This is a genomic window from Paraburkholderia sp. BL6665CI2N2 (assembly GCF_004366535.1).
In the GTDB taxonomy this organism is placed as follows: domain Bacteria; phylum Pseudomonadota; class Gammaproteobacteria; order Burkholderiales; family Burkholderiaceae; genus Paraburkholderia.
Genome location: NZ_SORC01000002.1, coordinates 186,963 through 211,378, shown reverse-complemented (window position 1 = coordinate 211,378; position 24,416 = coordinate 186,963). Strand labels below are relative to the sequence as shown.

The following is a 24,416-nucleotide window of genomic DNA, read 5'->3' as shown; positions in this document are numbered from 1 at the left end:
ATGCCTGGATTGCAGACGCGATCAACGGAGACAATTTAGCCTGGCACATTGCGGGCCACGCGCCGTCGCGAGTGGGATGATCTTTAGGCCTTTTCACGCAGCCGGCCAACGACAAGTATGGCCGTCGCTGAGAGCCTAGCCTGAGGCCATTCGCTGCGGCCGAGCGCGCACCGCTTCTCATTTCCGTCTAGACCGTGCCGTTGAGCAACACTAACAAAGGTTGGCGCGACGCGGTCGCTGCGCCATCTTCCAACAATGGTCGGTGCACGTTTTTTGAGAAAAACGTCCACTGCTTCGGCATGATCGGCGGTGAGGCGCGACATTAGTTCCTGGCCGAAATATGCTTCGACGGTCGATTCGAACTGGCGGCGAAGTTCCATGTTGATCGCCCACGTGGTCGCATTGATCGCGGAGGTTGAGCCCGCCGTCAGCCGTTCGGCCATTCGATGTTGCTCGCTTCGAGCTTGTCGGCAACTACCGAGTTTGAGTGCACTGAACGATTTGCTCATTGATCCAGCCCATCTATTTTGGTCCTTGCCACGCATCGTAACTCGGTGACGACGCGTGGGCTGACGATAGCTAAAGCTCGGAAAACTGGCTTTGCGCAATCACTATCCGTGCTCTTTTAGCTGACCTCTCTTAAAATGGTTCGTCAAAGTGGCCAGCGAAGAATGTGACTGGCGGTTTCGCTGAGGGATCAGTCATCACCTCGATAAGCATGCCCTCGTCAGCTGCGAAACTTTTATCCAACGCTGAGCCGATTTCCTCGGCTGTCTCCACTCGCACCGCACGTATGCCGCAACAACGCGCAATGCCAGCGTGATCCACAGGTGCGAAATCGCAAGCGTTTGTATACTCCCCATACTTCAATTGCTCGGCGTGGGTCTGGAAACCCAGGATGCCGTTATTCAGCACGATTATCGTAATAGGCAGTCCGAGCCTTCGAACGGTTTCGAGTTCCGCCCAAGAATGGGCGAAACCTCCATCGCCGACGACACAGACCACCCGGCTCTCCGGAGCGGCGATCTGGGCGCCCATAGCGAGTGGCAAACCCCAGCCGAGGCCTGCGAGACCGCGTGGTGTGAGAAAGCGTTGCCCCGCGCGACGAGAGGTGAGGTAATTAGCAACCCAAGTCGATGAGTAGCTGGCATCCGCAACCGCAATGTCGGTCGGCTTGAGGCGCTTGTCGACTTCGGCCATGACCCGTTCCGGACGGACAGGGCCGCCGTCACGACTGGAGACGCTCTCAATAGTGTGACGCCAGTCTTCGACGGCACAGCGAATCTCTTTTTCGATTGCTGGACGCGCGATTTTACGCTGAGTGAGATCGCGTTGTGCCAGCGCCTTTGTTAGCGCCGAGATGGTGAGCTTAGCGTCGCCAACAAGTCTCAACGCCTCATAGTTACGTCCGATCTCATTTGGGTCCACGTCGATGTGTATGAAGCGCGCCGATTTCGGAAACAGCTTCCAGCTGTCGCTTCCATTCTGATTCGTGCGATTGCCAATCAGAAGAACAAGATCGGCTTTGTCGACCATGGATCGCAACCTGTGGGTGCGACTTCCAAGCCCCATAGCGTAGCCAACGACGCCTAAGCTCAAGGGATGCGTTTCGTCGACGCTTCCTTTTCCCATAGTTGTGGTAGCAACCGGCAGATGCGCGCTCTCTTGCAGTACTTCGAGCTCGTGGGCCGCGTCCGACACGTGAATGCCGCCGCCGGCTACGATCAGAGGATACTTTGCCGCCGCAATAAGATCCGCAGCCGCCTCCACCACGTCATACGCAGCAATCGTGCGGTCAAGGGGAAACGTACCAAGGTTCGCGCGGCGAGAAGACGGTGCCGGCGCCTGCTCAAGCAACAGGTCAGGTGACACGAGCAGCACGGCCGGCCCAGGACGGCCAGACGTTGCAGCAGTAAATGCCATGTCCACAAAGTCTTCAAGTCGATCGGCGCGTTCGACTCGGCGCACCCATTTTGCGACACCGTCGAACAATTTGATATGGTCAAGCTCTTGGAAGGCGTTCTTGTCCATGCCGTCGCGCTGTACTTCTTGAACGAGCGCGATCAGAGGGATTGAAACCTTCAGGGCCTCCGCAAGGGGCGCAACAAGAAGCGTCGCGGCGGGACCGTTCTGGGCTGTGACAACTCCAACCTTATGCGAGATGCGGGCATAGCCATCGGCCATTGCACCGCCTGCGTTCTCTTGCCGATAAGCCTTCTGCTCGATACCGGCATGCGGCGCCGCGAGGTGAAACGCACTGGGCAAGCTCTGCCCAAAAGTGACCGTCACTCCATGCCGAGCAAACGCTTCGGCTAAACGAAGAGCAACAGTTGAATTCCAGTTTGAATGTTCTGACATCTCGTGGCCTTTATCCGACGTTGCAAGGAATTTCTTAAATAATGCGTGGTGGTGCTAAGCCTGAGAGGCATGCGTAACGAACTTCGTCACGAAGTAGGGCTCCATCGCCTCTGTACCACCCTCCGATCCATAGCCACTTTCTTTGACGCCGCCGAATGGCGTCTCAGGCATGGCAAGTCCCAGATGGTTGATGGTGAGCATGCCCGTCTCGACGCGGTCAGAGAGGGCGGACACGGTCTTGGCCGATCGAGAGAACGCATAAGCTGCCAAGCCAAAGGGAAGCCGGTTCGCTTCCGCCACGACCTCATCGAGGTCGCGGAACGGCGTTAATAAGGCGACCGGTCCAAAGGGTTCTTCGTTCATGATCCGCATGTTAGGCGTCACGCCCGTCAGTACGGTCGGCTCCAAATAATTGCCTTGACTTCCAATACGATTGCCCCCGCTCGCGATTTCGGCACCATGTTCTCTCGCGTCTTCGATCAGGTTCTCAATGGCCAGCCGTCGCCGCTCGCTAACCACGGGCCCCATGCGAGTTTCAGGGTCCAGTCCGTCGCCAACTTTTATGGTTCGAACCTGTTTGACGAAGGATTGGACGAAGTTTTCCATCACGCTTTCGTGGACGAGGAACCGGGTGGGAGACACGCAAACCTGACCGGCATTACGATACTTCGCGCTCGCCAGCATTGCACTTGCTGCCTCTATGTCAGCGTCACTGAACACCATTGCGGGCGCGTGGCCGCCGAGCTCCATCGTCGCGCGCTTCATATGCTGGCCTGCAAGCGCCGCGAGATGTTTGCCGACCGGGACGGAGCCGGTGAAAGACACCTTGCGGATAATCGGGTGCGAGATCAGATACTCGGAAATTGCGGACGGCGTGCCATAGACCAGGTTTAGCGCACCAGCTGGCAGGCCCGCCTCGACTAGTGCCCGACCCAGTTCCGCGGCTGTAGCCGGCGTTTCCTCGGCTGGCTTACAGATGATGGAGCAGCCGGACGCCAAAGCGGCGCCAAGCTTCCGCGTTATCTGAGAAATCGGGAAGTTCCAAGGCGTCAACGCAGCCACCGGGCCGACCGGTTCCTTCAGCGCCATCTGGAGAACGCCCGTGGCGCGGGCCGGAATGACCCGGCCGTAGCTGCGGCGCGCTTCTTCGGCGAACCAGTCGAGGAGATCAGCCGAAGCCAAGGTCTCGATCCGAGCTTCGCCGAGCGGTTTACCCTGCTCGACAGTCATTATCTCCGCGATCCTATCGACGCGTTCACGCAAGATCTCGCCCGCACGACGCAGCACCTTGTAACGATCGAACGCCGGGGTCGCGCGCCACACCCGGAAGCCCTTCTCTGCGGCGAATAACGCCTCGTCTAGATCAGCGATTTCCGCATGAGCCACGGTACCAATTCGCTTGGTCGTGGCAGGGTTGAAGACATCGATAGTCTTACGGGCAGACCCGTCGCGCCAGCTGCCGTCGATCAAAAGTTGAGTGCTAGGATACATAATTAGGGAGTCAATATTTGCGGTTCCGCCGGCCACTGCAACCGGTGCGTGCCTGCCTCTTCGATAGTTGCATTTTCACGTTCGACGTAGACAAAAACAAACGTATAATCCGCCGTGCAACCATGAATTTTATGAATGATGGCGACGTAGATTTACGCTTGGGGTGACGAACAGAAGGCATCCCGCGGGGGCGAGTGAAACCCGTTTGCGTCAATGTTCGTGCGAGCGATCGCGAAGGTTGGATCAGCGAAGGCACATGGTCCTCGCCACAGAAAAGGCCAGGACGATTGCCGCGGCTGTACAGAGGAGGGCGGCGGCGCCGAACGGACTCGAGCTTTTAATTGTGGACAACCACGGAGCGAAAGAAGCCGATCCCGTCCCGATCAACCACTTCCGACAGCGCTTTCTTGCAACCCGACCGACCAGGTCCCATTTTTCCGCCCCGAGCGAAATCCGGAACCGATGAGCTGGTAGCGACGATCTCAGCCAACGCAAGGCGCCGGCCTGAACTTGACGCGGGCCTACGAACGCGAGGAGTCGCTTCGACTCGTAGATTGAATTTCGCAGGAGCGACAAATGAATCCGCGACGCTTAACTCCCTCAATGTCTTGGCTCGTGGCGTTCGAGTCTGCGGCTCAGCACCTGAGCTTCACACGGGCCGCTAACGAGTTGTCGCTGACCCAAAGCGCCGTAAGCCGCCATGTGCAGGCCCTTGAACAGTTACTTGAAGTTTCACTGTTTCGCCGTGACGGGAGACGGATCGAACTTACGGAGGCGGGCGCACTGTATCTGCGCGAAGTGCGCGGCGGATTGCGGCGAATCCGCAACGCGTCATTGCAGGTGATGGCTTACCGCAACGAAAGCGCATCGATTCATCTGGCGAGTCTGCCGACCTTCGCCGCGAAGTGGTTAATGCCGCGGCTTACGACTTTCTACGCTAGTTATCCTGAGGTGTTGGTACACGTTCACTCTCGGATTGGGCAGTTCGACCTGGAGTTGGCAGGAATGAATGCGGCCATCGGCGTCGGTGATGGAAATTGGCCAGGCTTGGTCTCGTACCGCCTCTTGGACGAGCGTATGATCCCAGTCATCAGCCCCAAATTGGCCCTCGAGCATCCTCTGAACAAGCCGTCGGATGCGCTTAAACACGTCCTGTTGCCGGTCGCTGTTCGACCCGCGCTTTGGAATCGATGGTTTTCAACTTACGATCTGCCGACGAAAAAGCTGCGACTTGGACCGCAATATGACCATACCTCACACCTGATTCAAGCCGCAGTGGCCGGTATGGGCATCGCACTTGTGCCCGACTTCCTCGTTGAGGATGAGTTGCGCGACGGTACGCTGCAAGCGCTGTTAGACGCTCCGTTGGCTACTGGATGGAGCTACTATCTATTTGTCCCGCCGCACAAGACTTTACCTCCTTCACTGGCGGCGTTCAAAGACTGGCTTTTGGAAGTTACTAAGGAAACACTGATTAATGGGCCAATCGCGCAGGTTGTAGACGAGATGCCTCGGAATTTTCTGGATGACGAAGTGAAAGAGTCTCGTTTTCGGTGAATTTAGCCCGGGAACTGGCTTCACTTCCCGCATTTTTCACGCACATGACGGATTGCTCCCATGGGCCGAGCGCAAGGCGTTCTTCGCAATCACCAGATTCGCCAAGGCGAAGAGGCTGAACAGTTGTGCCGTGTTCTTGACCAGCCCCTTGTAGCGCACCTTGCGATGATGGAACAGGTTCTTGACGATATGAAACGAATGTTCGACTCGCGCTCGAATCTGCGCTTTGGTTCGCTCGACCGCGATCACCAAGTCCTTCAGCGGACCTTCTTGCATCGCCTTGATCTTTCCGCGCTTGGCCGCCACGTGCCACTTCACCGGCTTGTCCTTCATCTCGTCGCGCTTGTCTACGCCAATGTAGCCTGCGTCGCCGAACGCTTCCTCTTCATGCCCGTGCAGCAGCGCATGGGCTTGCGAGACATCCGACACGTTGGCGGAGGTGCCGACCACGCTGTGGACCAGTCCCGAATCGGCATCGACGCCGATGTGAGCCTTCATGCCAAAGTGCCACTCGTTACCCTTCTTCGTCTGATGCATCTCCGGGTCGCGGCTCTTCTCGGCGTTCTTGGTCGACGGCGGCGTTTCGATGATCGTCGCGTCCACCAGCGTGCCTTCCTTCATCATCAGCCCGCGCTCACACAGCGAGATGCCGATCTCATCGAACAGCTTGCGCGTCAGTTCATGTTCCACCAGCAGACGCCGGAACTTCAGCAGCGTGGTCGCATCCGGCGCGTTCTCGACGGCCAGATCGATGCCGGCGAAGGCGCGCATTGCCATGCTGTCATACAGCGCGTCCTCAAGCCCTTCATCCGACAACCCATACCACTGTTGCAAGAAGTAAATCCGCAGCATCCGTTCAAGACCAACCGGTGGCCGGCCTCGCTCGCCCTTCGGGTAGTACGGCTCAATGGCAGACAGCAACCGCGGCCACGGAACGACCTTTTCCATTTCGGCCAAAAAACGCTGACGCTTGGTCACGCGCTTCTTGCCCGCGCTTTCTGCTTCCGCAAAACTCATCTGCCGCTTCATCGGCCGTGCTCCGTTCCCTGGAGTTCCGCCTACAACGTTCTCGGCCATCTCAGCGATGACAGCCGAGCCTCATAAATCAGTGTTTCCCTAAATCGCCGCCATCACATCAAAACATTCATGCGCGATGAATTCAACGCAACTCTGGAGACAGCAATGAACGCAAACAGGCTGATAAGTCAAAGCGCACCTGAATCGTGGACGCTAGTTAGTTTCACTAACCGACCCCGACGCTCGCTCAATACAACAGGCGGCGCCATCGACACTGAAGTGCTCTCCCCACAGATAACCGCGGCCGCGTGCGGTTTTCAACCGTCTAGTTAAACTGTCTGACCATGACCTCATGACCACCAGTCGGTCAAGGTTTCTACTGGAAGCGGAGTGTTTCAGAGCTAAGGTCGGAAGTGGTGTACGGGAGAGTTCATGCGGGAGATTGAAGGCGGTGGCGGTTTTAGCTGAGAATCTGATTGTCGAAGTCGGAAACCAGCAAACAACGAACCCTCCACCATGAACAAGTTTATGGAAAAGAAAGCGTTGGTCTATCGCGAGTCGGTCTTGGGCTGGACGAACTGGTCCGGCACGGAGCCCGGCAAGTGATTCAGCAGGCGATCGAAGCCGAGCTGGCAGCGCTGCTGGAGCGGTTCGAAAAACACTACGTGTATTGGTGGGTCGACGGGGTTCACACGGGGCTGCGAAGCGAGAACTCGGACGGCCAGTGCCTGCCGGTGATCATCGGCGTGAGGCCAGATGGGCGCAAGGAGCGCGTGGCGATCGGCGACGGGTACCGGGAGTCGAAGGCGTCCTGGCAGGAATTGCTGCTCGATCTGAAATCGAGAGGCCTGCAGGCTGGTCCGCTGCTAGCGGTTGGCGACGGTGCGATGGGCTTCCGGGCCGCATTGGAAGAAGTGTTTCCTGCGACGCGAGGCCAGCGCTGCTGGTTCCACACATAGATGGGTAACGTGCTTAATGCGCCGCCGAAGTCGCAGCAAGGCAAAGCTAAGGCAACTACAAGGGCTTCCTCATCGAGTGCAAGCTCAAATGCGGTTTTCTGTTGTTGCAATGCTGCCTTGCCGGCGTCATGTGTAAGCGACTCGGCACGACCGTTTCTCACTGCTGAATATTTCGACGCATGATGGGCGCGTTCAGCTTGATGGAGACAGTCAGCCATGTCGAACGCAGCGAGCCGTACGCATCCCCATCGCACGTATGCGCAAGAATTCAAGCAGCAGGTGATTAGGGAGACATTGGAACCCGGCATATCGGTGTCGATTGTTGCGCGACGGCACGACATCAACGCCAATGTAGTGTTCGCATGGCGCAAGCAATACCGTGAAGGCAAGCTTGTCATTCCTGCACTCGAAGCTGCGCCGAGCGTGCCCACCACGAAGCTGCTGAGCGTCGACGTGATCGACTTGGCATTGGTACCGCGGCCGCCTGAGCCGGCAGTGGCGTCGCAAGCGCCGAGCGGCGTACCGATGCCGGCGCCCGTGTGTGAAATCGAGGTCGAGATCGGCAAACGGCGTGTGAGGATTCGCGGCCTGTCTGCCGAGCGCGCTGAAGCGTTCCTGCAGGAATGCCTGAAGTGATCGCGCTGCCGGCAGGTACGCGCGTTTGGCTCGTGGCCGGCGTGACAGATATGCGCTGTGGCTTCCAGGGGCTGGCCGCGAAAGTGCAGACAGCGCTCGAAGACAATCCGCTAGGTGGCAACGTATTCATCTTCCGCGGCCGCCGCGGCGATCTCGTGAAGCTGCTTTGGGCGACCGACGATGGGCTCTGGCTGCTCGCAAAACGATTGGAGCGAGGCCGGTTTATCTGGCCCCAGGCCGACGGTGGAAAGATCCATCTGACGAGCGCACAGCTATCGATGCTCCTCGAAGGCATCGACTGGCGACACCCGCAACGCACCGCTGCTCTGTCGATGTTGTAAACCACATCGAAGGCTCGTAAACATGCGACGCATGTCCCAATCTGCGCCGCTTCCCACCACCGTCGCGGAGCTCCAGGCTCTGGTGCTCGAGCAGCAGGCGTCGATCGAGAACATGGTGCGGGAGATCGCCGCACGAGACGACGAAATCGAACGCCTGAAGGCGCAGATCGACAAGCTCAGGCGGATGTACTTCGGGAGCAAGTCCGAGAAACTGGCCCGGCAGATCGACAAACTCGAGGCGCAACTGGAAGACCTGACGGCCGGTCGGGGCGCTGCCGAGACGCGAGGGCACCGAAACAAGACGTCGACGGCGCCGCCCGGTCGAGCGCCCACGCGAGAGCCGCTGCCGCAGCACTTGCCACGCGATGAAATCGAACTTACACCGAATCCGGCTTGCCCAAGGTGTGCGACAACGATGCGGCGACTCGGCGAGGATGTTTCCGAGCAGCTCGCGCGCGTAGCGGCTGCGTTCAAGGTGATCCGCACGATCCGTCACAAGCTGTGCTGTCCTGACTGCGGCCACATCGAACAGCCCGCGATGCCCAGCCTGCCCATCGAGCACAGCATCGCGCATCCGAGCCTGCTGGCCGACATTGCGGTATCGAAGTTCGCCGATCACCAACCGCTGTACCGCCAATCGGAGATTGCGGCACGCGACGGCGTGACGCTGGATCGCGCCAGCATGGGCCGCTGGATCGGGCAGATCGCCGAGCTCTGCGGGCCGCTTGTTGAAGCGATCCAGCGCTATGTGCTGGTCCCCGGCAAGGTACACGTCGATGACACACCGGTTGCGGTGCTCGCGCCAGGCAACGGAAAGACGGTGACCGGTCGCTTCTGGGTCTACGTGCGTGACGATCATCGCTCGGGCTCGACTGAGCCGGCTGCGGTATGGTTCGACTTCTCGTCGAATCGCAAAGGCGTCCATCCTCAGACCCGGCTCGCCGCATTCCGCGGCATCCTGCAGGCCGATGCTTACGCCGGCTATGTTGCGTCCAAATTTATGTGGCGGCGCCCGATCGTCGCCGAGGAAACGGGGCATTCCCCGTCTATTGACGTGACATAAATTTCGGCGCTTTGTGACCTTCCAACCGTCGTTCGGAGGTCTGTCATGTCCAAGAAGCCAGCCCCTGCAAAGGTCGAAGGTAGCCGCCATCGCGATGCGCCGTTTTTGCAGGAACGGGAGCGATATTTACGTCACTGCGCCGAGTCGGGTGCAACGCCTGGGTCGCTGTGTATAAAAAGAAATGAGCTCATCTGGGTCGCTCGCCTTCTACCCGCGACTGCTTCGCAAGGCGTCGATATCAGTGTGCTGAATGAGATCGCGCGCCGACGCGCATCGATGCATACGGGCGTCACGATGGCATACCGGATGATCGTAGCCGCCCGACCGTGGTTACGGTTCCTCGGGTGGTAGCGTGAGCCAGCCGTCGCTCTTCCGTTTCAGGGCAATCTCGACAGTTACATCGAATGGATGCGCGATGAACGAGGGTTCACCCCTTCCACGGTCGGTCAGTGGCAAAGCAGGACCAGACAGTTTCTTCAGTGGTGCGTAGACTCTGATCGCCGCCTCGAAGATCTGCAGCCAGATGATATCGACGCTTACTTCATTCAGAATGCGTCACGCTGGGGGCGGATATCGATGAAGGGTGTAACGGGTGCCCTTCGGATATATTTGCGTTACGCGGCCACGCAAGGTTTATGCGACTCACGCCTTGCTACGGCACTACGCACCCCGCGTGTCTACACGCAGGAATCCATACCATCCGCGCCAGGATGGAGCGACGTGCAACGGATCCTGGCAACTGCCGGGACCGACAAGCCCGCTGACATCAGAAACCGCGCGATTCTGATGCTCTTATCGATCTACGGCATGCGCCGTGGGGAGGTCGTGGCTTTGCGCCTTGATCAGGTGAACTGGGCTGGGCGAACGCTGCATGTGTTTCGCCTGAAACGCCGGCAGCCACAGGTCTATCCGCTGTTGCCAACGGTCGCCGAAGCATTGGCCCGGTATATCGATACCGTGCGCCCACAGACTTCTGCACCGGAGATATTTCTCGGACTGCATGCGCCCCAGCGGCCGTTGAGCCCGCAGGCGGTATTCGGCCTGGTCAATGACAGGTTCAAGGCGCTGGGAATCCAGGCGAAGCATCGTGGCCCACACGCATTGCGCCACGCCTGTGCTGCACGCCTGGTCGATCAGGGTTTAAGTTTCAAGGAGATTGGTGACCACCTCGGCCACCATAGTGCATCTGCCACGATGACGTATGCGAAGGTCGATATGCGCGCGCTACGCGAAGTCGGCGACTTCGATCTGGGAGATCTGTCATGGAACTGATCGCCGTGGTGACAGCATACGTCGCAATGCAACGGTCGTTGGGCCTGCGATTTGAAGCTGCCGACCGACTCTTGCGGCAGTTTGCCCATCAGATGGGGAATGTCGGCATCGCCGACGTCCGGCCGGATGCCGTCGTGGAATTTCTACAAGGAACGGGGCCGCTCACAGCTACATGGCGGCTCAAATACAACGTGCTTGCAGGCCTGTACCGGTTTGCCATCAGCAGGGGATACGGCGAGACATGTCCGCTTCCCGCAAACGTGCCGAAGCTGCCTCCGCCCCAAACCCCCTATGTGTACTCGACCGGCGAGCTCCACCGTTTGATCGACGCGACATCTCTGCTGTACAACTACCGTAGTCCGCAGCAGGCATCCATGTACAGGACATTGATTCTCCTGCTGTATGGCAGCGGCTTGCGAATCGGCGAAGCGCTGCGATTGACCATTCTGGATGCCGACCTGATCGACCGTGTCATCACCGTACGCGACACGAAGTTCTTCAAGACTCGTCTGGTACCGATTGGGCAGCGACTGTCGACGGAATTGGCCGTGCATATCGAGCGCCGTCGGGGCCTGCCGATGCCGGAGGGCAATAACTCATGCCTGTTCACTTCACGCACTGGGCACAGGTGGCCGTATTCACAAGTCATTACCCTGTTTCAGCGTCTGCGCCGGCTGGCTAAAATCGAGTGCCCCGAGGGAGAATTGCATCCGCCGCGGCTACACGATTTGAGGCACTATATTCCCTTCCGGATTATGTCTTGTAATCGCGTGAGGGCGCGCTTTTCAGGTCAAACGGCCGACGCCGGAGAGAGATAATCTTGACTCCTTCCACCCGCTCCCCATGTCGGGGAAGGAGGTCATCGTGAAGTACACCGTTCATGATCAGGTCACGCTCTCTCAGGCGCCAGAAGGGCCGCTTGCAGCCCATTTGGTATCGTTTGCGGATGCGATCAGCGCCCAGGGATACAGCGCGCAGTCCATGAAGCAGCAGGTACGCATCGCCGCATGCTTTAGTCGATGGCTTAAACAGACAGGTGTCAGCGTAAAGGACATTTGCTACGACCACGCGATACAGTATTTGCGCTATCGCGCCCGGCATGTGCAACCTTACCGTGGAGATCGGGCTGCGCTCCGTCGTCTCATCGACTTTATGCGGAGTGAAGGCGTGATTCCTGTCGAGAAGACAGCAACACGTCGGGTGCCGCCGGTTGAGATCTGTGCACAGGCATACGCAGAGTACTTGCGCGACGCTCAGGCTCTCGCCGCAACAACGGTCATTAACTACGTGCCATTCATCCGCGATTTTCTCCACCATTGTTTCGGTGACGGGAGGGTCAACTTATCGTGCCTACGTGCCGTGGATGTCGTGAGCTTCGTGCAGTTCCGCGCACCACGTTTGCATTTGAAGCGAGCTAAGCTCATGACCACTGCGCTGCGCTCGTTTCTACGCTATGCGCGCTATCGCGGCGACGTTACGCTGAATCTGGCTGCCGCCGTTCCCGTCGTCGCCAACTGGTCGATGCCGTCAATTCCTCGAGCGATTTCTGCTGAGCAGACACGGCAGTTGCTGGCTAGCATCGATAGACGGACCTCGGTTGGGCGTCGTGACTACGCCATCCTGCTCTTGCTCGCGCGATTGGGGTTACGCGCTGGTGAGGTGGCTTTTCTCGAACTCGATGATATCGACTGGGGCGCGGGCCAAGTGAGCGTGCGTGGCAAGAGGGGGCAGCGTAGCGAACTACCCTTACCCGCCGACGTCGGCAAGGCGATTGCCGCATATTTGCGGTACGGGCGTCCTCATAGTGCCAGTCGCCGCGTATTTTTGCGTGCAAAGGCGCCCATCACAGGTTTTCGTGGGCAAAGTGGCGTCGGCTCCCTCGTCCGGAATTCGCTTCAGCGCGCCGGCATTGAGGCACCCACGATGGGTGCGCATCAGTTCCGCCACGGACTGGCCACCCAGATGTTGAGCCACGGGGCCTCGCTCAGCGAGATCGGCGAGGTATTGGGACATCATCATCTACAAACTACGAAGATCTATACAGCGGTAGACATCAAGGCATTGCGCACGCTTGCTTTGCCCTGGCCAGGAGATGTGCGATGAATACTCTTCGAGAAGCCGTTCAGGATTACCTCGATCTGAGGCGCAGCCTGGGATTCAAGCTGAAAGCGGCAGGCAATGCGCTACCAGATTTCGTCGCGTTTATGGAGCAGCATCGTGCTCCCTACGTTACCCAGACGTTGGCTCTCGCGTGGGCCCAACAGCCATCGGATGTCCAACCCGCGCATTGGGCTCAACGTCTGAGTTATGTACGACAGTTTGCGCGCCATCGCAGTGCCACCGATCGCCGCACCGAGATACCAGCGCCCGGCTTGTTACCGTTTCAACCGAAGCGAGCCCGACCATACCTGTACTCGACCAAAGAGATCCGCGCACTATTACGGGCAGCGCTTCAGATGCCATACCGCTATGAACGGGGTGCCCTGCTGCCGTTGACTTATCATTGCCTGTTCGGATTGCTAAGCGTATCAGGAATGCGTCTGGGTGAAGCGCGCAATCTCGAGCTACAGGACGTGGATCTGACAGCGGGAATCTTGACTGTCCGCGGAGCGAAACTAGGCAAGACGAGATTGGTTCCTTTGCATGCCTCGACCTGCGAGGTGCTCGCAAACTATATCGCACAACGCGAACGTCATTGGGCGGGGCGACCGGTATCTTCGTACCTGTTCGTTTCGAGCTGGGGCAACCGCTTGGACAGTGGCCAGATTCATCGCGCTTTCTATGCGGTTTCGCGGCAGATTGGCTTGCGCGGTGGATCAGACAGTCACGGGCCGCGTCTGCATGATATGAGACACGTTTTCGCGACGAACACACTTGTACGTTGGTACCGGTCCGATCAGGATCCCGAGCGTCGTCTACCAGTCCTGTCGGCCTACCTTGGCCATGCCCACGTTGAGGATACGCAGTGGTATTTAAGCGGCTCGCCCGAACTGATGCGTGAGGCGATGCGCCGCCTCGAACAACGCTGGGAGAACCGGCAATGACTACTTCAGCAACCTTCGCTCCGCTACTGGAACTTTTCTTCACGCAGCGCCTGATGCAGCAGCGCCAGGCGAGCCCGCACACCATCAGCTCCTATCGCGATACCTTTCGGCAACTTCTAAAGTTCGTGCAGCAACGCTTGCATAAGCCACCGTCCCGACTGAACTTCGAAGACATCGATGCGCCGTTGATTGTCGCGTTCCTCGATGAACTTGAGAAGCACCAGGGTGTCAGTGTTCGCACTCGCAATCTACGCCTCGCGGCAATTCATTCCTTCTTTCACTACGCAGCCCTCGAATCGCCGACCCATTCCGCCCAGATCCAGCGGGTCCTTGCCATTCCTAGCAAACGCTTCACGCGTACACTGGTTCACTTTCTGACGCGTCCTGAAGTCGACGCCTTGTTAGCCGCGCCGGATCAAGGCACGTGGTCCGGCCGGCGCGATCACGCCTTCCTGTTGGTCGCAGTACAGACCGGCCTTCGCCTCTCCGAGATGACCGGCCTCAATCGCGAGGACCTGATCCTTGGCGCGGGTGCTCACGTGCGGGTGATCGGGAAAGGTCGAAAGGAGCGTTGCACACCCATCGCGAAATCCACACGCGCGGTACTGAAAGCGTGGTTGCGTGAACCACAACGTGGTGACGGCACGGTCCTGTTTCCCAGCGAGCAGGGTAGACGCCTCAGCGTCCACGGTGTGCAGTACCTGCTAAACAAGCATCGCAAGACCGCGTGTGAAGTTTGCCCATCATTGAAAGAGAAGCGGGTCACCGTCCACTGTTTGAGACACACCATGGCCATGGACCTTCTGCAACAAGGCGTTCGTCGCTCGGTCATTGCGTTGTGGCTCGGGCATGAATCGGTGGAAACTACGGAGATCTATGTTGCAGCGACCCTTGCCATGAAGGAGCAGGCCCTAGAGAAGGCAACTCCGCGACACGGCAAGCCTGGACGCTTCAAGCCCACAGACGAACTCCTCGACTTTCTGAACAGTCTATAGACCCTTGAAATTATGTCGGATAGTCGCTTGGGCACATCTGCTTTTCGACGCGAAATTGTCGATCGATCGTCGAAGTTCAATCGTGCCGCCCGACATAATCCGGAAGGGAATATAGTGTCGATTATATCGCTGGGTAAATAACAGGCACACCGCGGCTGTACATCGGGTTCTTGCATGGTATCGCGATGGCAAGGATGTGCAACGCCTGCTCCCGCAATTAGCGACCTACCTAGGGCACGTCGATATCAAATCGACGCAGCGATATCTGCGCATGACACCGGAGTTGCTCGCAGAAGCAAGCCGGCGTTTCGCACAGTACGCGCAGTGTGGAGACGATCATGAATGACAGAAACCTGCTTGGCCCATGGATCCGGCGCTTCATGCTTGAGCATATGGTGGCGGAACGGAACTTCTCGCCCAACACGCAGGCCAGTTACCGCGACACATTGACTTTGTTGTTACCATTTGCGGCCAAACTCGGCGGCTTTGCGATCGACCGGATGACCGTTGAGGACCTTTCGCCAACCATCGTGCGTCAGTTTCTGGATCACGTCGAATGCGATCGGCATTGCGGTGGTGCCACCCGCAATGTGCGGCTCAGCGCGCTCCATTCTCTGGCCCGTTTCATCGGCATGCACTCACCAGTTCATCTGTCCTGGTGTGGCGAGGTACGGTCAATTCCATTCAAAAAAACGGCGATGACATTGGTCGGTTATCTCGAGAAGTCCGAGATGAATGCTTTGCTGGCAGCGCCGGACCGTCGCACGGCGATCGGGGCGCGCGACTATGCATTGCTTCTGTTCCTGTACAACAGCGGGGCTCGCGCCGATGAAGCTGCGAAGTTGACCATCGGACGCTTGCAGCTCACCGAGCCGTCCTCCGTTCGCATACTCGGCAAAGGAAACAAGATGCGTGTGTGTCCCTTGTGGCCAACGACGTCTTCCGTCTTGACTCAACTCGTAACCGGGCGTAGTGCAGAAGACACCGTGTTCCGTGGACGGACAAATCAGCCGATGACGCGGTTCGGCATACATCGGATCGTCACCCAATATGCCAAGCTCGTGACGAAGTCACATCCTGCGATGAAAGATAAACGTATCAGTCCGCATTCGGTTCGACACTATATTCCCTTCCGGATTATGTCGGGCGGCACGATTGAACTTCGACGATCGATCGACAATTTCGCGTCGAAAAGCAGATGTGCCCAAGCGACTATCCGACATAATTTCAAGGGTCTATAGACTGTTCAGAAAGTCGAGGAGTTCGTCTGTGGGCTTGAAGCGTCCAGGCTTGCCGTGTCGCGGAGTTGCCTTCTCTAGGGCCTGCTCCTTCATGGCAAGGGTCGCTGCAACATAGATCTCCGTAGTTTCCACCGATTCATGCCCGAGCCACAACGCAATGACCGAGCGACGAACGCCTTGTTGCAGAAGGTCCATGGCCATGGTGTGTCTCAAACAGTGGACGGTGACCCGCTTCTCTTTCAATGATGGGCAAACTTCACACGCGGTCTTGCGATGCTTGTTTAGCAGGTACTGCACACCGTGGACGCTGAGGCGTCTACCCTGCTCGCTGGGAAACAGGACCGTGCCGTCACCACGTTGTGGTTCACGCAACCACGCTTTCAGTACCGCGCGTGTGGATTTCGCGATGGGTGTGCAACGCTCCTTTCGACCTTTCCCGATCACCCGCACGTGAGCACCCGCGCCAAGGATCAGGTCCTCGCGATTGAGGCCGGTCATCTCGGAGAGGCGAAGGCCGGTCTGTACTGCGACCAACAGGAAGGCGTGATCGCGCCGGCCGGACCACGTGCCTTGATCCGGCGCGGCTAACAAGGCGTCGACTTCAGGACGCGTCAGAAAGTGAACCAGTGTACGCGTGAAGCGTTTGCTAGGAATGGCAAGGACCCGCTGGATCTGGGCGGAATGGGTCGGCGATTCGAGGGCTGCGTAGTGAAAGAAGGAATGAATTGCCGCGAGGCGTAGATTGCGAGTGCGAACACTGACACCCTGGTGCTTCTCAAGTTCATCGAGGAACGCGACAATCAACGGCGCATCGATGTCTTCGAAGTTCAGTCGGGACGGTGGCTTATGCAAGCGTTGCTGCACGAACTTTAGAAGTTGCCGAAAGGTATCGCGATAGGAGCTGATGGTGTGCGGGCTCGCCTGGCGCTGCTGCATCAGGCGCTGCGTGAAGAAAAGTTCCAGTAGCGGAGCGAAGGTTGCTGAAGTAGTCATTGCCGGTTCTCCCAGCGTTGTTCGAGGCGGCGCATCGCCTCACGCATCAGTTCGGGCGAGCCGCTTAAATACCACTGCGTATCCTCAACGTGGGCATGGCCAAGGTAGGCCGACAGGACTGGTAGACGACGCTCGGGATCCTGATCGGACCGGTACCAACGTACAAGTGTGTTCGTCGCGAAAACGTGTCTCATATCATGCAGACGCGGCCCGTGACTGTCTGATCCACCGCGCAAGCCAATCTGCCGCGAAACCGCATAGAAAGCGCGATGAATCTGGCCACTGTCCAAGCGGTTGCCCCAGCTCGAAACGAACAGGTACGAAGATACCGGTCGCCCCGCCCAATGACGTTCGCGTTGTGCGATATAGTTTGCGAGCACCTCGCAGGTCGAGGCATGCAAAGGAACCAATCTCGTCTTGCCTAGTTTCGCTCCGCGGACAGTCAAGATTCCCGCTGTCAGATCCACGTCCTGTAGCTCGAGATTGCGCGCTTCACCCAGACGCATTCCTGATACGCTTAGCAATCCGAACAGGCAATGATAAGTCAACGGCAGCAGGGCACCCCGTTCATAGCGGTATGGCATCTGAAGCGCTGCCCGTAATAGTGCGCGGATCTCTTTGGTCGAGTACAGGTATGGTCGGGCTCGCTTCGGTTGAAACGGTAACAAGCCGGGCGCTGGTATCTCGGTGCGGCGATCGGTGGCACTGCGATGGCGCGCAAACTGTCGTACATAACTCAGACGTTGAGCCCAATGCGCGGGTTGGACATCCGATGGCTGTTGGGCCCACGCGAGAGCCAACGTCTGGGTAACGTAGGGAGCACGATGCTGCTCCATAAACGCGACGAAATCTGGTAGCGCATTGCCTGCCGCTTTCAGCTTGAATCCCAGGCTGCGCCTCAGATCGAGGTAATCCTGAACGGCTTCTCGAAGAGTATTCATCGCACATCTCCTGGCCAGGGCAAAGCAAGCGTGCGCAATGCCTTGATGTCTACCGCTGTATAGATCTTCGTAGTTTGTAGATGATGATGTCCCAATACCTCGCCGATCTCGCTGAGCGAGGCCCCGTGGCTCAACATCTGGGTGGCCAGTCCGTGGCGGAACTGATGCGCACCCATCGTGGGTGCCTCAATGCCGGCGCGCTGAAGCGAATTCCGGACGAGGGAGCCGACGCCACTTTGCCCACGAAAACCTGTGATGGGCGCCTTTGCACGCAAAAATACGCGGCGACTGGCACTATGAGGACGCCCGTACCGCAAATATGCGGCAATCGCCTTGCCGACGTCGGCGGGTAAGGGTAGTTCGCTACGCTGCCCCCTCTTGCCACGCACGCTCACTTGGCCCGCGCCCCAGTCGATATCATCGAGTTCGAGAAAAGCCACCTCACCAGCGCGTAACCCCAATCGCGCGAGCAAGAGCAGGATGGCGTAGTCACGACGCCCAACCGAGGTCCGTCTATCGATGCTAGCCAGCAACTGCCGTGTCTGCTCAGCAGAAATCGCTCGAGGAATTGACGGCATCGACCAGTTGGCGACGACGGGAACGGCGGCAGCCAGATTCAGCGTAACGTCGCCGCGATAGCGCGCATAGCGTAGAAACGAGCGCAGCGCAGTGGTCATGAGCTTAGCTCGCTTCAAATGCAAACGTGGTGCGCGGAACTGCACGAAGCTCACGACATCCACGGCACGTAGGCACGATAAGTTGACCCTCCCGTCACCGAAACAATGGTGGAGAAAATCGCGGATGAATGGCACGTAGTTAATGACCGTTGTTGCGGCGAGAGCCTGAGCGTCGCGCAAGTACTCTGCGTATGCCTGTGCACAGATCTCAACCGGCGGCACCCGACGTGTTGCTGTCTTCTCGACAGGAATCACGCCTTCACTCCGCATAAAGTCGATGAGACGACGGAGCGCAGCCCGATCTCCACGGTAAGGTTGCACATGCCGGGCGCGATAGCGCAAATACTGTATCGCGTGGTCGTAGCAAATGTCCTTTACGCTGACACCTGTCTGTTTAAGCCATCGACTAAAGCATGCGGCGATGCGTACCTGCTGCTTCATGGACTGCGCGCTGTATCCCTGGGCGCTGATCGCATCCGCAAACGATACCAAATGGGCTGCAAGCGGCCCTTCTGGCGCCTGAGAGAGCGTGACCTGATCATGAACGGTGTACTTCACGATGACCTCCTTCCCCGACATGGGGAGCGGGTGGAAGGAGTCAAGATTATCTCTCTCCGGCGTCGGCCGTTTGACCTGAAAAGCGCGCCCTCACGCGATTACAAGACATAATCCGGAAGGGAATATAGTGCCTGTTATTTACCCAGCGATATAATCGACACACGACCGCGGTTCATCTGCTACGTGCCGGCGTCGATATCAACACAATCCGAGCCTGGTTAGGGCATGTCTCTTTGGATACGACACACATCTATGCCGAGGTCGACCTGGAAATGAAAGCAAAGGCGCTCGCTCGCGTCGACATCTCGGGCCTGCCCGCAGCATCAAGGCACGCGACCACGCTGCCTTCACTGATGACGTTCCTGAAGCAACTTTAGTTGTTCGCTGACATTTTTTATGTGCGGGCACGAGTCAGGGGTGATTGGATAAGCCCTGACTCGAAGCCATCGCCGCCACATAAATTTGGACGCAACATAGCCGGCGAAGTGTTATGCATAACACTTCAGCGGTTTCGATCAACTGTATGCGAGCGGCGAGATCCACGAAGCGGCATGCTGGGATCACGCAAGGAGGTACATCTACGATGTTCATGCGCGCACACCGACTCCAGATACCCAGCAACTGCTCGAGATGATCGGAGAGCTCTACAGCATCGAAGCCGACATCCGCGGCAAGGCGCCTGACGAGCGTCTGCGCTTCAGGCAGGAAAAGAGCAAGCCGTTGCTCGGGAAGCTCGAAGCGACGATCAGGGTGAAACTCGCGACGCTATCGACGAAGTCCGCGCTCGCAAAAGCAATCAACTACTCGCTGAACCACTGGGCGGCGCTCGTGTTCTACTGCGAGGACGGTCGATTCGAGATCAGTAACGTGCTTGCCGAGAATGCGCTGCGCTGTGTCGCGCTTGGACGCAAAAACTATCTGTTCGTCGGCTCCGACAGCGGGGGCGAGCGAGCCGCAGCGACGTATAGCTTGATCGGGTCGGCAAAGCTCAACGGGATCAACCCGCGCGCCTATCTGGAACACGTCCTGACCCATATCGCTGATCACAAGATCTCACGCATCGACGAATTGCTGCCCTGGAACGTGGCCGACAAACTGAAGCCGGCCACTCCGCCTAGCCCCTTAACCGGGTAGATCTGGATAAATTTGCGTGAATCGTGCCCACGATCGCCGATCATGGACACGATCCCCCCGATCTGTACGAATTCCACCACGACAGCACTATCATGCCTTGCGCGCGCGAATGAGGAACTGGCCCAGCCGAGCCGCTTACCGTCATGTGAGAAGGTGAAGGACTGCTGTACTACAACCGGTCATGTTGGGCCGACGGCCGGGACCCTGATGAAAGACGCGCGCGGGGGCCTCGTTCGCTGACCGGGAATGAAATCCCTCTAGCCTTATCAGGTAAACCTCGCGCGGGTCCAACCCGCTTCACATCACCGCTGGCAGTGCAAAGTGATCGTTTAATCGCTCATGGTACCGTTGCTTCTCCTTGCTGAACGGTTGATAAACACATCGGTGGAGCTCACGCGGCGGCTGGCTCGTGCTTGAAGTCGTCGCCGTACTTGAGGACCGCCCACGCCATTCGCGCATTCTTGGCTGCGATCGCCACGGCCGCGCGCCAATATCCGCGCCGCTCAACGAGGCTTCGCACCCAACGGCTGAAGCGGTCCTGCTTCTCGCCGAGATTCGCGATGACGGCGCGCGCACCGTTCACCAGCAGACAGCGCAGCTAGGCGTCGCCCGCCTTTGTGATGCCGCCCAGCCGCTGCTTCCCGCCGCTGCTGTGCTGCCCCGGCGTCAATCCGACCCATGCGCCTACCTGACGACCATTTTTGAAGTCATGTCCGGCACCCAGGCTAGCAAGCAGTGCGCTCGCCGTGGTCGGGCCGACGCCGCGCAATTGCATGAGCCGTCGACTGCGCTCGTCGTCGCGCGCAATTTGGCTAATCGCGCGGTCGTATTCGACAAGCCGGTCCTCGATATTGCCGGCGTGCTCGAGCAGATCGCTGATGCAGCGTCTGGCCCAACCGGGCAAAGCATCAAGATGGATCGTGATCTCTCTTCGCAGACGCTCCGGGCTCTGTGGCAGCACCACGCCGAATTCGGCGATGGATAACGTCAACTACAACGTCCGATCGTGTTGCCTCACGAAGGAATGTTACCCGAGGGATTGTTGTCGTTTCGCTTTCTCTCTTCTCTCTTTCGTGGTTTGCCGGGCGCGGAGCGCCCGGCCCCCGGCGACTTTCAACTTTTCCGCAACTCACAATTCGGCTGGCTGGCGCATCAGCGGACTTTCGCAGGCCGCCCAGAATCAGTTCTTTTACGCGCTCTGCTCGCCATGCCTTGACCCGGCGCTGCAGCGTTCGTAGTTGTGCCTGACTTGCGTACGCCTCTGGAAACATCTCGGCCAACCGATCCATCAAGACGTTGGCCGGCACAGAGGGCTCTGCAATCAGCCACCCTTCGATTAGCGGCCACGCGTCGACGAACGGATCCACCCGACTTCTCCACCAGTGCTTTGGCTTGGGTTGCTTTCGGTGCGTTGGACGTGCCTCACCTTCTTTCCATGCCGAAGCGAGGCTTGCGAGGAAGACGGCAACGTCCGATTCGCCCGCCAACGCCGCTTCAGCACGCACGCCGTGGGCCGCGAACTCGCTCAATGTCTGCTGAGCCATTCGCATCTCCCGCAGCAGTCGCAAAGGATCGAGGTCTTTGAACTGTGCCTTCAGTTTCTCTTTGATAGCGGGTTCAACGCTGTCATGTGCCAGAAGCCGATCACACGGCGTGGCCGGCGCTGAATAGATCTTGTGTACGCGTGCGCCGTCACGCGTCTTGGACTTCAGCTTGAACGAAGGCTGGAAGAAGTTAATGTAAAGCCGCGATGACGCGTACAGCTGTGCCAGCGCGTTCCGGGCATCGACACCGCTCAGCCGGCCATAACCCACCAGTCGCCGCACGACGGCGCCGTTCTTCTGTTCGACCCAAGCCTGATCGTTCTTCTTATAGGCTCTCGAACGGGTCTGCACAAGGCCACGGCCCTTGCAGTAATCGAGGACGCTTTGGTTCATGAATGCACTGTCATTATCCGAGTCCACACCAAGCATCGCGAATGGCAGATCGGCCGGCGCCTTCTCAAATCCTTCAATCACCAGCATCTGGTTACGTACTCGCATGGCCACGCATTCTGTCCAGCCGGTGGCGATGTCAGTCAGCGTGAGGGTGTGGACGAACTCGCCATCTATCTTCGAGCCGCCGCAGTGTTCGACCATGTCGATCTCGAAGAAGCCGGGTGGTGGATCGCGCCAGTCGGCGAAGGTCCGCACCGGGATGCTGCGCCGGATGGCCGAGCCCACCCCCGTGCGCCGTTTGCGCTGCCCATCGATGTGTGCACGCGCATTGGCGAGCATGCGATCGATGGTCGCCGCGCTGACCTGAAGGAGTTTGGCCTTGACGACCGGGTCCAGGTCGAGATGGCCGTGCCGTTCCATGGCATCAATCAGCTTCGGGATCAACGCCTTCAGTCGCTTGCCGCAAACCCTGTCGGCTGCTTCCCACAATACCGTCAGCGCCTGGCGTACCGCCTCGTCGTACAGCCGGTTGCGTTCGCGCGTCCCCTTTGTTGCGCCGGGCTCTTCCCGTAGCAGACGGATGGCGTGTTTGCGGTGATACCCGGTCAGAGCCACGAACTCATCGAGAATTCTGATCCGGTCACCGAACGTCGCGCTGCCGTATCGCAATTGCAATGCTTCCACCAACTCCTTGCGTGTCGTCATGCTGATTTGTCTCGTCACCTCGTGCCGCTCCCGCCGGACAATCCGACGGGTAGCAAACTACGTGAGGCAACAGGTCAGCGCGAGTTGCAATTCTGATGAGTCAATGCGCCGGCCAAGACAATTGTCGCTGCCCAGTCCGGCTTTTTTGTTCACTCTCCCGGCGCGCAAAGAACTCGAGGGTTGGCCGGGATTCGTGAAATTTGCGCCAGAATGGGGGTATTCGTCCTTTTCGTGCAAATCTGGCGGGTGTCTCCCGGAGAGCCCGTCCAGTAAGGTTTTCGCTTTTGCGTTCGTTACGCGACGCCCGATCCTGCAAGCCAGTGAAAACTCAAGGATTTTCAGAGAAAAGCGCCAGATTTGCACGAAAAGGACGAACGCCCCGGTTTATGATCGTTCGCGGCAATGCTCTACGGTCACGCAGGTGACGCGTCTACAGCCGCGCCGCATCCTCTGCCGACCGTCGCTGAAACTCGCGCGGCGTGACACCAAAGCGTGAGCGGAAATCCCGTGAAAAATGCGCGCCGTCCGCAAAGCCACAATCGAGTGCGATCTGGGTGATGCTGTGCGGATTATTGAGCAACAGCCAGCAGCCATATTCGAGCCGCAGCGAGCGCAGGAATGCCATCGGTGAGAGGCCGAGCGCGTCATGAAAGGCGCGCTCCAGTTGCCGCCTGCCGACACCCACATAGCGTGCAATGGCGTCGAGCGTGGGTGGATTGTCGATGCGTTGCTCAATGAAATGGGCCGCTTGCCGCACGCGGATATCGGCGATATGCGCGAGGTCGGCGTAGAAGTGCGCCTGCGGCAATTTCGCTGGACGCATGCCTTGCAGCATCATATGGCGCACGACCTGCTGCGCCTTGTCCCGGCCGCAATGACGGGCAACCAGGTATAGACCGAGATCGATCGCCGCGGTCGAACCGGCGCACGTGATCAGGTCTCCTTCATCCACGAACAGGTGATCGACGACAGCAGGCGTCTGCGGAAAGCGGGCGCGAAACGCGTCGAGCACATTCCAGTGCACGCAGACAACACGCGCCCCAACCAACCCCGCTTGTGCCAGCGCGAAGGTGCCGGTGCAGATACCTAGCATCCGGACGCGGCTCGCGCTCGCCTGCCGCAGCCAGTAGCCCAGCGCCGGTGCCAGATACGTATTCGGATAGTCGTTGCCGCCGCAGACCGCAATGTAATCGAATTCCGCCGGGTCGTCCGGCAATCCGCCGCCGACCTCGAGTGTTACACCGGCGCTCGAGGCGCGCGGCAACCCGTCCATGCTCATGACGCGCCAGCGCGCGTGAATTTGTCGACTACGCCCGCCGTGATCCGCGGCCAGACGCAGCACGTCGATCAGCCCCGCGAACGCGGCCAGTGTGAATTGGTTGAGCAGAATGAAACCGATGGAAAGCTCGGGTTTACCCGTTTCCTGCGGGGCAGCGGTGGTGCGCGTGCCGCGGGTTTCAGCGTCGGCGTTGGGCGGATTCGGCATGACGCAATTAT

17 protein-coding genes and 6 pseudogenes are annotated in these 24,416 nt (G+C 58.6%); 13 read left to right on the top strand and 10 right to left on the bottom strand.

Annotation, left to right across the window (positions count from 1 at the left end; all coding sequences use genetic code 11):
• Positions 1–83: 83 nt before the first annotated feature.
• The 3 genes from B0G81_RS38640 to B0G81_RS38630 all read right to left on the bottom strand — a co-directional run bounded on the left by B0G81_RS38640 (position 84) and on the right by B0G81_RS38630 (position 3,849).
• Positions 84–443, bottom strand: a complete 360-nt coding sequence (locus B0G81_RS38640; RefSeq protein ID WP_134143439.1) for a hypothetical protein — start codon at positions 441–443, stop codon at positions 84–86.
• 196 nt (positions 444–639) lie between these two features.
• Positions 640–2,358: an acetolactate synthase catalytic subunit gene (locus B0G81_RS38635; RefSeq protein WP_134143438.1), complete on the bottom strand. Its 1,719-nt coding sequence runs from the start codon at positions 2,356–2,358 to the stop codon at positions 640–642.
• A 54-nt stretch (positions 2,359–2,412) separates the two neighbouring features.
• Positions 2,413–3,849 (bottom strand): NAD-dependent succinate-semialdehyde dehydrogenase, encoded by a 1,437-nt coding sequence (locus B0G81_RS38630; protein ID WP_134143437.1) that lies wholly within the window; start codon positions 3,847–3,849, stop codon positions 2,413–2,415.
• 576 nt (positions 3,850–4,425) lie between these two features.
• Here B0G81_RS38630 and B0G81_RS38625 point away from each other — a divergent pair.
• Positions 4,426–5,406, top strand: coding sequence for a LysR substrate-binding domain-containing protein (locus B0G81_RS38625; RefSeq protein ID WP_134143436.1), 981 nt, complete (start codon positions 4,426–4,428; stop codon positions 5,404–5,406).
• Positions 5,407–5,442: 36 nt separating this feature from the next.
• Here B0G81_RS38625 and B0G81_RS38620 read toward each other — a convergent pair whose 3' ends face one another.
• Positions 5,443–6,435, bottom strand: a complete 993-nt coding sequence (locus tag B0G81_RS38620; protein WP_134143435.1) for an IS5 family transposase — start codon at positions 6,433–6,435, stop codon at positions 5,443–5,445.
• Positions 6,436–7,040: 605 nt separating this feature from the next.
• Between B0G81_RS38620 and B0G81_RS38610 the strand changes: the two are divergent.
• From B0G81_RS38610 to B0G81_RS38560, 10 genes and pseudogenes are all read left to right on the top strand, one after another.
• Positions 7,041–7,379, top strand: a pseudogene (locus B0G81_RS38610) (transposase); the annotation flags it as partial.
• A 261-nt stretch (positions 7,380–7,640) separates the two neighbouring features.
• A pseudogene (locus B0G81_RS45490) lies at positions 7,641–8,018 on the top strand (transposase); the annotation flags it as partial.
• The gene (tnpB, locus tag B0G81_RS38600; protein WP_134143433.1) at positions 8,015–8,359 is read left to right on the top strand and encodes an IS66 family insertion sequence element accessory protein TnpB; all 345 of its coding nucleotides are present in this window, start codon (positions 8,015–8,017) and stop codon (positions 8,357–8,359) included. The pseudogene B0G81_RS45490 and the gene tnpB, both read left to right, overlap by 4 nt.
• A 31-nt stretch (positions 8,360–8,390) precedes the next feature.
• A pseudogene (locus B0G81_RS38595) lies at positions 8,391–9,344 on the top strand (IS66 family transposase); the annotation flags it as partial.
• A 798-nt stretch (positions 9,345–10,142) separates the two neighbouring features.
• Complete coding sequence (locus B0G81_RS44220; protein ID WP_208328627.1) at positions 10,143–10,694, top strand: tyrosine-type recombinase/integrase; 552 nt, start codon at positions 10,143–10,145, stop codon at positions 10,692–10,694.
• Positions 10,685–11,512: a tyrosine-type recombinase/integrase gene (locus B0G81_RS38585; RefSeq protein ID WP_243856836.1), complete on the top strand. Its 828-nt coding sequence runs from the start codon at positions 10,685–10,687 to the stop codon at positions 11,510–11,512. Before B0G81_RS44220 ends, B0G81_RS38585 begins: the two co-directional genes overlap by 10 nt.
• Before the next feature lie 46 nt (positions 11,513–11,558).
• Positions 11,559–12,797 (top strand): site-specific integrase, encoded by a 1,239-nt coding sequence (locus tag B0G81_RS38580; protein ID WP_134143429.1) that lies wholly within the window; start codon positions 11,559–11,561, stop codon positions 12,795–12,797.
• Positions 12,794–13,738, top strand: a complete 945-nt coding sequence (locus B0G81_RS38575; protein WP_134143430.1) for a tyrosine-type recombinase/integrase — start codon at positions 12,794–12,796, stop codon at positions 13,736–13,738. The genes B0G81_RS38580 and B0G81_RS38575 overlap by 4 nt, the downstream gene beginning before the upstream one ends.
• Positions 13,735–14,733, top strand: a complete 999-nt coding sequence (locus tag B0G81_RS38570; protein WP_134143431.1) for a site-specific integrase — start codon at positions 13,735–13,737, stop codon at positions 14,731–14,733. Before B0G81_RS38575 ends, B0G81_RS38570 begins: the two co-directional genes overlap by 4 nt.
• A 338-nt stretch (positions 14,734–15,071) precedes the next feature.
• Positions 15,072–15,974, top strand: a complete 903-nt coding sequence (locus B0G81_RS38560) for a tyrosine-type recombinase/integrase (RefSeq protein ID WP_134143432.1) — start codon at positions 15,072–15,074, stop codon at positions 15,972–15,974.
• On the opposite strand, the gene B0G81_RS38555 is transcribed toward B0G81_RS38560, so the two are convergent.
• The 3 genes from B0G81_RS38555 to B0G81_RS38545 are packed head-to-tail and all read right to left on the bottom strand — an operon-like array spanning position 15,969 to position 19,143.
• Complete coding sequence (locus B0G81_RS38555; protein WP_134143431.1) at positions 15,969–16,967, bottom strand: site-specific integrase; 999 nt, start codon at positions 16,965–16,967, stop codon at positions 15,969–15,971. The genes B0G81_RS38560 and B0G81_RS38555 overlap by 6 nt on opposite strands.
• On the bottom strand, positions 16,964–17,908 hold the full coding sequence (locus tag B0G81_RS38550) for a tyrosine-type recombinase/integrase (protein ID WP_134143430.1): 945 nt from the start codon (positions 17,906–17,908) through the stop codon (positions 16,964–16,966). The genes B0G81_RS38555 and B0G81_RS38550 overlap by 4 nt, the downstream gene beginning before the upstream one ends.
• Entirely contained in the window at positions 17,905–19,143 is a 1,239-nt protein-coding gene (locus B0G81_RS38545) for a site-specific integrase (protein WP_134143429.1), read from the bottom strand. Before B0G81_RS38545 ends, B0G81_RS38550 begins: the two co-directional genes overlap by 4 nt.
• Positions 19,144–19,298: 155 nt before the next feature.
• Between B0G81_RS38545 and B0G81_RS38540 the strand changes: the two are divergent.
• Both B0G81_RS38540 and B0G81_RS38535 read left to right on the top strand, forming a co-directional pair.
• Positions 19,299–19,520, top strand: a pseudogene (locus B0G81_RS38540) (tyrosine-type recombinase/integrase); the annotation flags it as partial.
• Between the two features lie 124 nt (positions 19,521–19,644).
• Positions 19,645–20,277 (top strand): annotated as a pseudogene (locus tag B0G81_RS38535) (IS66 family transposase); the annotation flags it as partial.
• Between the two features lie 391 nt (positions 20,278–20,668).
• On the opposite strand, the pseudogene B0G81_RS38525 reads toward B0G81_RS38535, so the two are convergent.
• From B0G81_RS38525 to B0G81_RS38515, 3 genes and pseudogenes are all read right to left on the bottom strand, one after another.
• Positions 20,669–21,256 (bottom strand): annotated as a pseudogene (locus B0G81_RS38525) (IS110 family transposase); the annotation flags it as partial.
• Positions 21,186–22,919 carry a transposase family protein gene (locus B0G81_RS38520; RefSeq protein WP_243856835.1) on the bottom strand — a complete coding sequence of 578 codons (1,734 nt, stop codon included), beginning with the start codon at positions 22,917–22,919 and terminating at the stop codon, positions 21,186–21,188. The pseudogene B0G81_RS38525 and the gene B0G81_RS38520, both read right to left, overlap by 71 nt.
• A gap of 430 nt (positions 22,920–23,349) precedes the next feature.
• Positions 23,350–24,405, bottom strand: a complete 1,056-nt coding sequence (locus B0G81_RS38515) for a GlxA family transcriptional regulator (protein ID WP_134143427.1) — start codon at positions 24,403–24,405, stop codon at positions 23,350–23,352.
• Positions 24,406–24,416 lie beyond the last annotated feature (11 nt).